A 13,406-nucleotide genomic window follows, 5' to 3' on the forward strand; every position below is an offset into this window, starting at 1 on the left:
TCCGCTAATAATCGCTAGTGGACGGTACTTTTTATTGTCGAATTATTTTTTATGGTTAACGAATTTGCTCTTAAACGATTGCTACCATTGCGCTATAATGAAAATATAAAGTGTAACAAATCGTTGAAGAGGGGTAATTGGTATGTGGCGGAAAATACGGTGGTTGAGTTTGGCGCTGGGAGCGCTGGTCGTTGCGATATGCATGATTGGCAATTTAAGCGCTCAGGCCAAAGAAATAGAGGCGACGGGTCTGGATGCCGATTCGGCCCAAATTGTTCTCTTATCTGACGGGTCGGTCGTTGCAAACGACAGCGTCCTAAAAGATGGAACCCGTTACCGAATTGACTATACTTGGAAGATTCCGGATGGCGTTCAGGTTAACGCGGGGGATACGGCGAAGGTTTACCTGCCCCAAAATGATAACCCCCATGATTCGGCGTCTGGTTACGTGAAGGCGACCGTTAATGGGGTCAAGGACGTTAACGTCGGTGTGTTAAGGGTGTCGGCGGATAGTTATGAAGCGACGATTACGTTTAATGACGCCTTGAAGGACACTAACGTTAAACGTGAGGGTCACATTTCGATTAGTGCTTGGGGCCACGGCACCGCGGTTAGTGGTCAGGATAGCAACAGCATCAGTCCTAGCGACAGTACGGGAACCGAACCAAGCGGTTCTGGGGGCGGTACGGGTGGCTCTGACGGCTCAACGACCGGTCCTAGCGGCTCAGGTAGTGCTGGGAGTGGCAGCTACGACTTAAATAAGGTCGGGTGGGGTGCTTCATCAGTCGCTCTAAATGAAGTCGAATCAGCACCGAGCGAAATCGTCTGGAACGTTATTTTTGATGGTCGGGGCGACGATTTTGGCGATACGACGATCTTAGACGAATTAGGCCCGTATCAGACGTACATTCCAGGATCGTTTGTGATGAATGATTACAGTAAGAATGTCAGTTATACAATTAACCCCTCTGGAAACAACATCATGTTTGACTTTACCGCGGTACATCAACCAGTGGGCTTTACCTTTAGAACGAAACTTTCTGATTTAACGGGCTACGGTGAACGGTACAACACGGCCATTATGACGACGACCAACAGTTATCCTGCCGGCCGAGATACGGGAGTGTCTGGCACCACTACCAGTGCGCAGGTGTTAGCCGCCCTAAATTGGGGACTTAAAGCCGATCTGAGTGGTGATTATTTTGGTAGCGTCCAATTAACGAAGTATGCCGCGAAAACGAGTGCGACTTCTCCGGATAAAAAGCTGTCGGGCGCCAAATATAATCTGTACAGTACGAACGATAAGACGTTTAGTCAGCAGTACGTGACGGGACCTGAGGGGAACCTGACCGTTCCGGGATTAAGAGCGGGAGCCTATTACTTTAGTGAAGCTGAAGCCCCGAGTGGTTACGCGGTGAATAAAAAGCAAGTATCCTTTACGATTGCACCGGAAAATGGGACCAGTACCGTTCCGGTCAGCCAGTATGATGACCTGAGTTCGGTACCCAGCGAGTCGACAGGTAGTTCGAGTTCGGTACCCAGTGAGTCGACGGGTAGTTCGAGTTCGGTACCCAGTGAGTCGACGGGTAGTTCGAGTTCGGTACCCAGCGAGTCGACAGGTAGTTCGAGTTCGGTACCCAGCGAGTCGACAGGTAGTTCGAGTTCGGTACCCAGCGAGCCATCAAGTAGTTCGGCTTCAGTGCCAAGCGAGCCATCGGGTAGTTCAGCTTCAGTGCCAAGTGAGCCATCAAGTAGCTCGACTTCGGTACCGGGAATTCCCTCATCAAGCACGACTAGTTCAGTGCCAGAAATTCCGTCAGTGAGCCATTCTAGTTCTACGCCGTCGGGATCCAAGCCAAGTGGGAATGACTCGAGTGAGCCTAGTTCATCGTCTAGCCGTGTGATCGTGACGACAACGGGAGGCGATACGGGACAATCGACACCAACCTCTACGGCACAAAGCGTGAGTCAGTCGGGAAACGGTGGCGTTGGTGATCATCCCGAGATTACGGCCACGATGACGGCAAAAACCGATTCCAGCAAGCAACCGATTATCAGTCGGTTACCACAAACTGATGATCAAAAAGCAGATGTAGTCTTTTTAGGCTTATTATTGCTGGGGGGCACCCTCAGCTACACGGCATGGCGGCGTAACCGTGATTAATTAAAAGGTCAAATAGCGTTTAAAAAGTCTTGCTCAACACACTCGCAGTTGTGTTGAGCAAGACTTTTTTTGATCCCGGGTTTAAAGCTTTACGCGTTGAATAGACCGGAGTAATTCGGGCGTCACAATCGTGGTGAATTGTGGGGCCCGCAAAATCAGGTGACCGGCCGCATCTTGTTTGAGGTGACCGCTGACCGTCATCGGCGCGACTTCCGGGGCAGCTTTGAATTGGAGTTGCACGAAGTAATGGCGACTCAGCGCCTGTTGAATGAAGTAGGTTAATTGAAAGTCTGGCATCTGCGGATAAACGACTTGACCGTTAATCACGGGGAGCTCGTTGAACAGTTCCTTGTAAACGGTGGCGACACGTTCGGTTAAATTGGTTAACCGGGTCGCGGTTGAGTTTTGCATGCTGATCACCTCGAACGTTTGTTTGTATTCTCATTATACGAACGTGCGTTCTAAAATGCAAGGCTTTTAGGCGAACAAGTTTTTTTATGAAAAATCCGGGCGAACTCCGCCATAAAACCTTAAATAGTGGTAATATAGTAAACTATAGATTAAATGCCAAGGGCGCCAAGACGCGTGACTGGGCGGACTAGAATTCAAATAATGAAGGGATTTTTAGACAATGGCGAAACGTGGAATGCTCATTGTACTCTCGGGTCCTTCGGGAGTCGGTAAAGGAACTGTGCGTAAGGCGCTCTTTGAAACGGGCGCGACCGACTTTTCCTACTCCATTTCGATGACCACTCGTAAACCTCGTAAGGGGGAAGTTAATGGCGTCGACTATTATTTTGTTTCTAAGGAAGAGTTTGAAGAGAATATTCGCAACGGGGAAATGCTCGAGTACGCCAAGTATGTTGACAACTACTATGGTACCCCGTTAAAATATGTAAATGAGACCCTCGATCAGGGTAAAGACGTCTTTTTGGAGATTGAAGTTAACGGGGCGATGCAAGTGCGAGCAAATTGCCCGGACGCTGTTTTTGTCTTCTTAACCCCCCCTGATTTGATGGAATTAAAGCACCGCTTGATCGGCCGGGGCACGGATGCCATGGACGTGATTAACAAGCGGATTAAAAAGGCTGTGGGTGAGATTCGCATGATGCGCAACTACGACTATGCCGTGGTCAACGACGAGGTCAGTCAGGCCGTCGAACGCATTCAGATGATTATTCGCAGTGAACGGTTACGGGTAACCCGGGTGATGCCGGATTACGAACAGATGATTGGAGACGAATAGACAATGCTACTTTATCCTTCAGTTGATGATTTATTAGCACAAGTGGATTCACGGTATTCTTTGATTATGTTAGCCAGCAAGCGCGCTCACGAGTTGGACGCCGGCGCTAAGCCGTTGCTGACCGACTACAAGTCGCCGAAAACCATCGGCCGGGCCTTAGAAGAAATTGCGGCCGGGGCATTGATGATTGATCCGGACGAAAAGGATTTGAACGCCTAAGTTTGGGGCTGAGAAAAGACCAGGTTGCCGTTGGGTGATCTGGCCTTTTTGTTCAGAATGGGAGGTTTAGCGATGCTTCAGGATAAACACGTGACGTTAACCGTCAGTGGCAGTGTGGCCAGCTACAAGGGGGCCGTATTGGCGCGGGAACTCCAACGCGCCGGCGCCCAGGTTCGAGTGGTGTTGACGGCCGCCGCCAGTCGGTTTGTGACCGCCGAAACGTTTGCGGCACTGACTAAGGCGCCGGTCTTGACCGACACCGGCTGGTGGCACGCCGACGGGAAAATCGACCACATCGAATTGGCCGACTGGACCGATCTGGCGTTAGCCGCACCGGCCTCGGCTAATTTGATGGCCCAGTTCGCCAACGGCTTGGCCAACGATGCGGCCAGTGCCACCTGGTTAGCCACCGCGGCGCCCAAGGTCGTGGTGCCGGCCATGAACACCCACATGTGGCAGGCCGCCGCGACGCAACGGAATTACCGGCAACTGTTGGCCGACGGGGTGCAAGTGTTGACCCCGGCGACCGGGTTACTGGCGGAAGGGTATGCCGGCCAGGGGCGCTTCTTGGAACCGACCGACATCGTGGCCCAATTGGCGACGTTGCCCCTAGCTGCCGGGACCGCCGACCTAACGGGTAAACGGCTGCTAGTCACGGCCGGCGGAACCCGGGAACGCCTCGATCCCGTGCGGTTTTTGACCAACGATTCCTCGGGAAAAATGGGGTACGCAATCGCCGCGGCGGCGCAGCGGGCCGGCGCGGACGTGACGCTGATCACGGCGCCGACCAAACTGCCCGTTCCCAGTGGCGTGACCGTGGTGCCCATCGAAAGCACCCAGGACCTGGCCGACGCCGTGTTAACGCGGTTGCCGGCGGCCGACGGGTTAGTCATGGCCGCGGCCGTGGCGGACTTTCAGCCAATCGAGTCCGCGGACCAGAAGATCAAAAAAACCAACGCTAACGACGAACTGGTCTTAAGGCTCAAGAAGACCCCCGATATCCTCCAGGCCGTCGCCGCTCAGAAGCGGCCCGACCAGGTGGTGGTGGGCTTTGCCGCCGAGACCCAGCATTTACTCGAAAACGGCCGCCAGAAGCTGACCAAAAAGCACTTAGACCTTTTGGCCGCTAACGACGTTTCCAGAGCCGACATCGGCTTTAACGGGGATAATAACCAAGTCACCTTTTTGTTTGCCGACGGTCACAACGAGCAGACGCCCGTGACCAGTAAGCGGGCCATCGCCACGACCCTGATTACCCACGTGGCCGAAATCTTTAACCAGAAATGAGGGCGATATTGTGGCGCAAATCGCCCAAGTGATCGTCGATGTGCCGACCATGCAGACCAACGAGCCCTACTCTTACGCCATTCCGGACGCCTTACGCGACCAACTCCAACCGGGGATGCGCGTGACGGTGCCCTTTGGCCATCGGGTGGTCTCGGGGTTTGTGGTCGGGATTACCGACGACACGCAATTTGAGGGTCAGCTAAAGCCGATTCAAGCGGTGTTGGACCTGGCCCCCGTATTAAATTCAGAATTACAGCAGTTAGCCGATTGGCTGGCGACCACCACCTACGCCTTTCGGATCACCTGCATTCAAACCATGTTGCCTAACCTGCTGAAGGCCCAGGTAGAACGCGAGATCGCGCCCACCGCCGAGCTGACGGCCCAGGAACGGGCCACCTACTTTCCGGACGGGATGGCGCGGCCCTTTGACAGCACTAAGCTCGATCCGACCACGTTGTCCGGGCTGTTGAAACTCCGCCAGGCGGGGAAGGTGACGGTGACCTACCAGGTCAAGGATAAAGCGGCGGTGAAGACCACGCCGGGAATTACCACCACGTTACCGACCAGCCAGTTACAGGAACTAGCGACCAGCGTGGCCAAACGAGCGCCCAAGCAGGCGGCGTTGTTAACGTATTTACAGCAGTTACCGGCCCAGCCGGTCGCTCAGGCCAAGGTCATCAAGGATGCCGGTGTGAGTGCTGAGGTGATTCGGGCCGGGGAGACCAAGGGCTGGCTCAAACGCCAACCACTAGAGGTCTACCGCGATCCGTTCCAACAACCGGTCGCGCCGACGAAACCGTTGACGTTAAACGACCAGCAGCACGCCGCCGTGACCGCCATCAATACGGCGGTGACCCAACACGCTGCGCAGACCTTCCTGGTCGAGGGCGTCACCGGTAGCGGGAAGACGGAGGTTTACCTGCAAAGCATCGCCACGGCCTTAAAGCTGGGCCGTAGCGCACTCATGCTGGTGCCCGAAATTGCGTTGACGCCGCAGATGACCAACCGCGTGAAGTCGCGGTTTGGTCACCAGGTGGCGGTGTTGCACAGTGGCTTATCCAAGGGGGAGCAGTACGACGAATGGCGCCGGATCGACCGGGGCGAGGCCACGGTGGTGGTCGGCGCCCGTTCGGCGGTGTTTGCCCCGATTCAACATCTCGGGCTGATCATCATGGACGAGGAACACGAAAGCAGCTATAAGCAAGACGAAAATCCGCGCTACCACGCCCGCGACGTGGCCCTCTGGCGTGGTCAGTATCACGATTGCCCGGTGGTCTTAGGCAGTGCGACACCATCGTTAGAAACGCGGGCGCGGGCGGCCAAGGGCCTGTATACCCGGTTAGTCCTGGATCACCGGATCAACCACCGGCCGCTGCCCACGGTGCACATCGTGGATATGCGTGAGGAGGTCAAGCAGCACAGCGGCGACGATGATTTCTCGGCGCCGTTAATGACCGCCATCCAGGAACGGCTTGACCGGCACGAACAGGTGGTGTTGATGCTTAACCGGCGGGGGTTCTCGTCGTTTATGATGTGTCGGGATTGTGGGTTCGTCTTGAAGTGCCCCAACTGCGACATCTCGTTGACCTACCACGTCAATCCGCGGCTGATGAAGTGTCACTACTGTGGTCACGAAGAAGCCGTGCCGCAGGTTTGCCCGAACTGTCACAGTCGCAAGATCCGCTACTACGGGACCGGGACCCAGAAGGTTGAAGAGGCCCTGCAGAAGTTGTTACCGAGCGCCCGCATCTTACGGATGGACGTCGATTCGACCCGGCGCAAGGGCGCCCACGAACGCCTGCTCAAGCAGTTTGGTCGCCACGACGCCGACATCTTGTTGGGCACCCAGATGATTGCCAAGGGCTTGGACTTCCCTAACGTGACGTTGGTCGGGGTCCTTAACGCCGATACCGCCCTGGGATTACCCGATTTTCGGGCCAGCGAACGGACCTTCCAGTTATTGACGCAGGTCAGTGGCCGGGCCGGCCGGGCCGAGAAACCCGGCGAGGTCTATATTCAGACCTTTAACCCGGACCACTACGCGATTCAGTTGGCCCAAACGCAGGATTACGAGCGGTTCTTCGTGACCGAGATGCACATGCGTCACCAAGGCAACTACCCGCCGTACTACTACGCCGTCCAGCTGACGGCCAGTCACGAAGACGAAAAGGTCGCGGCGCAGGCGATGTATCAGATCCTAGCGGCCGTTAAAACTGGTCTGAGTGATCAGGCCATCGTGTTGGGCCCCACGCCCAAAGCGATTGCGCGGGTCAAGCGGAAGTATTATTATCAAGTAGTCATCAAGTATAAACACGAACCGCATTTAAAAGCCGTCTTAGACCAGATCCGGCAGGGATCACAACGCGCCGCTCGCGGCTTAGCGGTGACCATCGATGCCGAACCCATGAACTTTATGTAGCTCCTTAATTTAAGAAAGTATGGTGTCAAAATGACTTCAGTTATCTTTATGGGGACGCCGAAATTTTCCGCGCCCATCTTACAAAGCTTAATCGATCACGACTACGACGTTTTAGCCGTGGTGACCCAACCCGACCGGCCCGTCGGCCGTAAGCACGTGTTGACCGCTTCACCCGTGAAAAAAGTGGCCGTGGCCAACCACTTGGAGGTGCTCCAACCCGCTAAATTAAGTGGGAGTCCCGAACTCGCCAGAGCCATCGACCTAGCGCCCGACTTGATCGTCACGGCGGCCTTTGGCCAATTCTTGCCGACCAAGTTGCTCAAGGCGGCTAAGGTCGCGGCGGTCAACGTCCACGCCTCGTTACTACCGAAGTACCGCGGTGGGGCGCCCGTGCACTACGCCATCATGAACGGCGACGAGGAGACCGGGGTTTCCATCATGTTTATGGAAAAGAAGATGGATGCCGGGGACGTCTTGGCCCAACGCGCCATTCCCATCACGGAACAAGACGACGTGGGCAGCATGTTCGATAAGCTCAGTGACCTGGGGCGCGACCTGCTGTTAGCCACGTTACCGAAACTGTTAGCCGGTGAGATTACGCCGGTCAAGCAGGACGAAAAGTTGGTGACCTTCGCGCCGACCATCAAATCGAACGAAGAACGGGTCGACCTTAACTTGAGCGCTCATTTGATCGACTGCAAGGTCCGGGCGTTGCGGCCGTTCCCGACGGCGCACATCTACCTTAACGGGGTGCGGACCAAGTTGTGGCAGGTTCGCGTCTTGGATCAAACGACCGACCTCAAACCGGGCCAACTGGTCAGCAAGGACAAGCACCATTTGGCCATTGCGACCGGCGAACACGGGGTTTTGGCAATTGACGAACTACAACCGGCCGGCAAGCCCAAGCTAAGCGTCACGGACTTTCTGAACGGTTCAACGGATGCGCTCACAGTGGGCGAACAGGTGGCTGAATAATGACAATTGATAACGCACGTTCCTTAGCCGTAGAAAGTTTGACCCGCGTGGCTAACGGGGCCTATTCCAACTTACAACTTGATAAAACCATCGCGCACAGCGACTTAAACGACGCGGACCGGCGCCTGTTGACCAACCTGGTCTACGGGACCATCCAGCACCGCTTAACGCTGGACTACTATTTGCGCAGCTTCGTGAAACCCGGCGAAAAACTCGAACCCTGGGTGGAAAACGTCCTCTTAGTGGCGCTGTACCAGATGTTATACCTGGACCGGATTCCCAACCGGGCCATCTTTAACGAGGCCATTCAATACGCTAAGGATAACGGCCACGAAGGTATTCGCCGCTTCGTCACCGGGGTCTTACACGCCATCGACCGTGAAGGCGTGCCCGACGTCGCCAAGATCAGCGACCCGCTAAAGCGGATGAGCGTGACCTATTCGATGCCCGAATGGCTAGTGACGCGGTTGATCGACCAACTAGGTGAGGACAAGACCGTTAGCATCTTAGAAACGATCAACCAACCCGCCGCGCAATCCGTGCGGGTCAACACCGCGGTGACCACCAAGACCGAGGCCAAGGCCGAACTCGAAATCGCCGGCTTCTCGGTTGAGGAGAGTCAGGTTGCGGGCGAGGGCCTGCGGTTAGACGGGCAACCCGCTAGTCGTAGCGAGCTCTTTAACCAGGGCCAAATGACCATTCAAGACGAAAGTGCCATGTTACCGGTCGAAGCCTTACAGATTCAACCCGGCGACCAGGTCTTAGACGCCTGTGCGGCCCCAGGGGGTAAGACCACCCAAATCGCGGCGGCCCTAGATCCTAACCAGGGCGGCCAAGTCACGGCGCTGGACCTGCACGAAAAGAAGGTCAAACTGATCGCCCGCAACGCGGCGCGGTTACAGGTTGCCGACCGGGTCAACGCCATGGCGTTAGACGCCCGCAAGGTGGATCAGAAGTTTGCCAACCAGACCTTCGATAAAATTTTAGTGGATGCGCCGTGTTCCGGAATCGGCCTGATTCGTCGGAAACCCGAGATTCGCTACGATAAGACGCCCGAAGACAGCCAACACCTCCAAACAATTCAACTGGCCATCCTAGACGCCGTCAGCCGGAAACTGAAACGCAACGGGTTACTGGTCTACAGTACCTGCACGATTCTGGACACGGAAAACGCGGACGTGGTGGCGCAGTTCTTGGCCACCCACGATAACTTTGAAAGCGTCCGGGTGACCACGACGCTCAACGTTAAGGGCGACCGGGAAACGGACACGCTAGCCATCTATCCCGACGACTTTGATACGGACGGGTTCTTCGTGAGTGCCCTGCGCCGGAAGAACTAGGGGTGGTCAACCATGGAAGTTGCTTATCGGACGGCCATTGGGGAACAACGGGCCGATAACGAAGATTACGTCGACGTCTTTACCAACCGGGCGGGCCAACACCTCGCCATTATCGCGGACGGCATCGGCGGCCATCAGGGCGGCGACGTCGCCAGTGCCATGGCGGTCTCCCACTTGGGGCACAAGTTTGAAGCCACGACCTGGGAAACGCCCGAAGACGCGCGCGCCTGGATCAGCGGCCAGATTACGGTCGAAAACCGCTCCATTATTGAAAAATCTAACCAGTTTGCCGACCTGAACGGCATGGGGACCACGTTAGTCGCGGCGGTCTACTTCACCACGGAGGTCGTGGTCGCCAACATTGGCGATTCTAGGGCCTACCTGTTGCGTGACGGCAAGCTACGGCAACTGACCGAGGACCATTCGTTAGTCAACGAACTGGTCAAACGGGGGGAACTGAGCCGTCAAGCGGCCCGGCACCACCCCCAAAAAAACATCATCGTGCGGTCGTTAGGGATTTCGGCCGACGCGAACTTTGATTTGAACACCTATCCGTTAGTTGCAAACGACCAGTTGCTACTGTGCACCGACGGTTTGACCAACATGGTCGACGACGCGCAGATCAAGGACGTTTTGCAAAGCGAACAAACGGCGGCCGAAAAGTGTGACCACCTGGTGGCCTTAGCCAACGCGGCGGGGGGCCTCGACAACATTACCGTGTTGATCGTGGTGAACCACGGGAAGGCGGCGAGCTGATGCGGACCGGATACACTTTGAACGGACGCTACCGGATTATCCGGGCGTTAGGTGAAGGCGGGATGGCCAACGTCTATTTGGCCCACGACCTCATCTTAGACCGCGATGTGTCCGTGAAACTGTTACGTTTAGACTTACGCGATGATCCCAGTACCGTGCGGCGCTTTCAACGCGAGGCGTTGGCGGCGACCGAGCTGTTACACCCCAATATCGTCCAGGTTTACGACGTGGGGGAAGAAAACGGCATGCAGTACCTGGTGATGGAATACGTGCAGGGTACCGACCTCAAGGCGTACATCAAGACCCATTTTCCGATTGCGTATCAAGAAGTAATCGAGATTATGGAACAGATCTTGAGTGCCGTGAAGCTGGCGCACGAACACAACATCATTCACCGCGACTTAAAACCACAAAACATTCTCATCGATCCGCAACGGGTGGCCAAGATCACCGACTTCGGAATCGCGGTGACCCTGTCAGAACACAGTCTGACCCAGACCAATACGGTGTTGGGGTCCGTGCACTATTTATCACCGGAACAGGCCCGCGGGGGGATGGCCACTAAGCAATCGGACATCTATTCGTTGGGAATCATTCTGTACGAAATGCTGACGGGGACCGTCCCGTTTGAGGGCGAGACCGCCGTGAGCATTGCGTTAAAACATTTCCAGTCGGAAATCCCGTCCGTGCGCGCCGTGGACGCTCAGATTCCGCAGGCGTTGGAAAACGTGGTCTTTAAGGCCACGGCCAAGCGCCCCCAGGATCGGTATCCCGATGTGGCGGCGATGGCCACAGACCTACAAACGGCCCTGTCGCCCAGTCGTGCGGGGGAAGAACGCTTTAACCCGGCCGGCGACGATGACGGGGAGACCAAGGTCTTGCCGTTGAGCGCGTTAAGCGAGCTGACGGCGGCCGACCAGCCCGTCAAGGCAGCGGTAACCGATGCGGCGGCCCCGGAACCAGCCAACACCACGAGTGAAAAGGCCGCCGATAAGGCCAAGGGCCGTTATCGCAAGCGGCATCCGCGGCGGTTCCGGTTCATCTGGGCGGCCGTGATCCTGTTCTTCCTGCTCGTTGGCATCTTGATCGGGGTGGCACTGTTTCGGCCCCAAATGACCAGCGTGCCTAACGTGGTCGACCGGCAACAAACCAGCGCCCAGACCACGCTAACGGCGGCCCACCTCAAGGTCGGTGAGGTTCACCATACGGCCAGTGCCAAGGTCAAGCTCCACCGGATCATCCGGACGGAACCCCGTTCGGGCACCCAGTTGAAACGCAATACCGCGGTTGACCTGTGGATCAGTACGGGACCCCAACGGTATAAGCTCAACGACTATAAGGGCGACGCGTACGCCAGTACGGCCGCGAAGCTTCAGGCGTTAGGGTTTAAGGTCCACCGCGAATCGGTCCACTCGACCAGCGTGCCGGCCGGGCGCATCATGCAACAAAGCGTCTCGGCGGGCCAAAAGGTGATTCCTAAGGACACCGCCATCACCTTTACGGTTTCCACCGGGTCCCAAACGGTCACGTTAAGCGATTTGACCGATAAGACCAAGACCCAAGCGCAGAACTACGCCGCCGGGCATAACCTAAACCTGGCCTTTCGCTACGCCTACTCGAACGACGTGGACAAGGGTAAGGTCATCCGGCAGTCGCCGGGTGAGGGCGCCGTGGTGCAGGAGGGGGACGAAATCACCCTGACCCTGTCTCGAGGTCCCGAAAGTAAGGGCCCAGAGACTGATCAGTTCAACGTGCGGGTACGGATCCCGTTTGACAGTAGTTCGTCGAGTACCAGCGACACGGCGAGTGACGACAGCAGTGCCGTAGCCTCGTCGGCGACGGAGAACCTGATTCAGATTTATTTGAAGGATCAGGATCACCAACTCAGTTCAATTTATAAACAAATGACCATTACCAGCGATGCGACCGTAACGTTACCGTTTACGGTGGCCAGCGGGAAAGCCGGCGCTTATAAGATTGTGCGGAACGGGACCGTGATTGCCGAAGACAAACACGTCACGAAAGATTAAGAAAAAACCTGCATTTATGGCTCAGTTCTTTTATAATAAAAGAGAACTGAGCTTTTTTAGTCAAAGGAGGTGCGTCATGGAGGGACAAATTCGCCAATCGCTGAGCGGTTTTTACGACGTCTTCAGTGACGGGCAGCTTTACCGGACCCGCGCCCGGGGGAACTTCCGCAAGAAGCGGGTGACCCCGCTGGTGGGGGACCGAGTCGAGTTCGAAAGTTCCACCCCCAAGGAAGGCTACATCTTAAAGATTTTGCCGCGGGATAACGCGTTGACCCGGCCCCCGGTCGCTAACATCGACCAGGGCGTAGTGGTCACCGCCGTTAAGGCCCCCGATTTTTCCACCAACCTGTTGGACCGGCAACTGATCGCCTTAGAGGTCAGCCACATCGCACCGGTGATCTACTTGACCAAAACCGACCTGATCGACGACCAGCAGTACCAGGCGTTTGAGACCCTGGCGGCGGGGTACCGGCGGATTGGCTATCCGGTCATCTTGAGCCGGGAACCATTCGCCGCGGCGGGCTTAGACCAGTTGCGTGACCTGCTAGCGAACAAGGAGACCGTGATCATGGGGCAGACCGGGGCGGGAAAATCCACCCTGCTCAACCACATCTCACCCGATCTGACGCTCGCGACCGGTGAAATCTCGACCGCGTTGAACCGGGGCCGGCACACCACCCGTAAGGTAAGTCTGATGCCCGTGGCGGGCGGCTTAGTGGCCGACACGCCGGGGTTCTCGTCTTACGATACGTTGACCATCGACTACCGGGAATTGGGGCAATATTTCCCCGAATTTTTGGCGCTGGCCAATCAGTGTCGGTTCCGGGGATGCGTGCACGTTAACGAACCTGGTTGCGCGGTCAAGGCCGCGTTAGAGGCCGGCGACCTCCTGCAGAGTCGTTACGATAACTACCTGCAGTTACTCACGTTGTTAAAGAACCAAAAACCTGTTTACAATAAAAAGAAATGA

The 13,406-nt window shown here is 56.1% G+C and carries 11 protein-coding genes; 10 read left to right on the top strand and 1 reads right to left on the bottom strand.

Annotation, left to right across the window (positions count from 1 at the left end; translation table 11 throughout):
* Nucleotides 1–202 precede the first annotated feature (202 nt).
* Nucleotides 203–2,164, top strand: coding sequence for a prealbumin-like fold domain-containing protein (locus tag FD25_RS08385; protein ID WP_057803211.1), 1,962 nt, complete (start codon nt 203–205; stop codon nt 2,162–2,164).
* Nucleotides 2,165–2,245: 81 nt separating this feature from the next.
* Here the strand turns inward: FD25_RS08385 and FD25_RS08390 are convergent, their stop codons facing one another.
* On the bottom strand, nt 2,246–2,575 hold the full coding sequence (locus FD25_RS08390; RefSeq protein ID WP_057803213.1) for a hypothetical protein: 330 nt from the start codon (nt 2,573–2,575) through the stop codon (nt 2,246–2,248).
* 220 nt (nt 2,576–2,795) lie between these two features.
* Here FD25_RS08390 and gmk point away from each other — a divergent pair, with 220 nt between their 5' ends.
* The 9 genes from gmk (at nt 2,796) to rsgA (ending at nt 13,406) form a co-directional block, all read left to right on the top strand.
* Nucleotides 2,796–3,410 carry a guanylate kinase gene (gene gmk / locus FD25_RS08395; RefSeq protein WP_057803216.1) on the top strand — a complete coding sequence of 205 codons (615 nt, stop codon included), beginning with the start codon at nt 2,796–2,798 and terminating at the stop codon, nt 3,408–3,410.
* Between the two features lie 3 nt (nt 3,411–3,413).
* Complete coding sequence (rpoZ, locus tag FD25_RS08400) at nt 3,414–3,629, top strand: DNA-directed RNA polymerase subunit omega (protein WP_020089007.1); 216 nt, start codon at nt 3,414–3,416, stop codon at nt 3,627–3,629.
* 72 nt (nt 3,630–3,701) lie between these two features.
* Nucleotides 3,702–4,916: a bifunctional phosphopantothenoylcysteine decarboxylase/phosphopantothenate--cysteine ligase CoaBC gene (gene coaBC, locus FD25_RS08405; RefSeq protein ID WP_057803217.1), complete on the top strand. Its 1,215-nt coding sequence runs from the start codon at nt 3,702–3,704 to the stop codon at nt 4,914–4,916.
* A 10-nt stretch (nt 4,917–4,926) separates the two neighbouring features.
* The gene (priA, locus tag FD25_RS08410; protein ID WP_057803219.1) at nt 4,927–7,335 is read left to right on the top strand and encodes a primosomal protein N'; all 2,409 of its coding nucleotides are present in this window, start codon (nt 4,927–4,929) and stop codon (nt 7,333–7,335) included.
* A 30-nt stretch (nt 7,336–7,365) separates the two neighbouring features.
* The gene (gene fmt / locus FD25_RS08415; RefSeq protein ID WP_057803221.1) at nt 7,366–8,310 is read left to right on the top strand and encodes a methionyl-tRNA formyltransferase; all 945 of its coding nucleotides are present in this window, start codon (nt 7,366–7,368) and stop codon (nt 8,308–8,310) included.
* On the top strand, nt 8,310–9,650 hold the full coding sequence (gene rsmB / locus FD25_RS08420) for a 16S rRNA (cytosine(967)-C(5))-methyltransferase RsmB (protein ID WP_057803224.1): 1,341 nt from the start codon (nt 8,310–8,312) through the stop codon (nt 9,648–9,650). The genes fmt and rsmB overlap by 1 nt, the downstream gene beginning before the upstream one ends.
* A 12-nt stretch (nt 9,651–9,662) precedes the next feature.
* On the top strand, nt 9,663–10,406 hold the full coding sequence (locus tag FD25_RS08425; protein WP_057803226.1) for a Stp1/IreP family PP2C-type Ser/Thr phosphatase: 744 nt from the start codon (nt 9,663–9,665) through the stop codon (nt 10,404–10,406).
* Entirely contained in the window at nt 10,406–12,436 is a 2,031-nt protein-coding gene (gene pknB, locus FD25_RS08430; RefSeq protein ID WP_057803228.1) for a Stk1 family PASTA domain-containing Ser/Thr kinase, read from the top strand. The genes FD25_RS08425 and pknB overlap by 1 nt, the downstream gene beginning before the upstream one ends.
* A gap of 76 nt (nt 12,437–12,512) precedes the next feature.
* Entirely contained in the window at nt 12,513–13,406 is an 894-nt protein-coding gene (gene rsgA / locus FD25_RS08435; protein ID WP_057803230.1) for a ribosome small subunit-dependent GTPase A, read from the top strand.

Source organism: Levilactobacillus acidifarinae DSM 19394 = JCM 15949, from assembly GCF_001434835.1.
Classification (GTDB): domain Bacteria; phylum Bacillota; class Bacilli; order Lactobacillales; family Lactobacillaceae; genus Levilactobacillus; species Levilactobacillus acidifarinae.

What these genes read in the sequence shown, in the direction of transcription:
- coaBC (WP_057803217.1), top strand. Translation starts at nt 3,702, where the DNA reads ATGCTTCAGGATAAACACGTGACGTTAACCGTCAGTGGCAGTGTGGCC.
- rsgA (WP_057803230.1), top strand. Translation starts at nt 12,513, where the DNA reads ATGGAGGGACAAATTCGCCAATCGCTGAGCGGTTTTTACGACGTCTTC.
- pknB (WP_057803228.1), top strand. Translation starts at nt 10,406, where the DNA reads ATGCGGACCGGATACACTTTGAACGGACGCTACCGGATTATCCGGGCG.
- FD25_RS08385 (WP_057803211.1), top strand. Translation starts at nt 203, where the DNA reads ATGATTGGCAATTTAAGCGCTCAGGCCAAAGAAATAGAGGCGACGGGT.
- rsmB (WP_057803224.1), top strand. Translation starts at nt 8,310, where the DNA reads ATGACAATTGATAACGCACGTTCCTTAGCCGTAGAAAGTTTGACCCGC.
- gmk (WP_057803216.1), top strand. Translation starts at nt 2,796, where the DNA reads ATGGCGAAACGTGGAATGCTCATTGTACTCTCGGGTCCTTCGGGAGTC.
- rpoZ (WP_020089007.1), top strand. Translation starts at nt 3,414, where the DNA reads ATGCTACTTTATCCTTCAGTTGATGATTTATTAGCACAAGTGGATTCA.
- FD25_RS08390 (WP_057803213.1), bottom strand. Translation starts at nt 2,575, where the DNA reads ATGCAAAACTCAACCGCGACCCGGTTAACCAATTTAACCGAACGTGTC.
- FD25_RS08425 (WP_057803226.1), top strand. Translation starts at nt 9,663, where the DNA reads ATGGAAGTTGCTTATCGGACGGCCATTGGGGAACAACGGGCCGATAAC.
- fmt (WP_057803221.1), top strand. Translation starts at nt 7,366, where the DNA reads ATGACTTCAGTTATCTTTATGGGGACGCCGAAATTTTCCGCGCCCATC.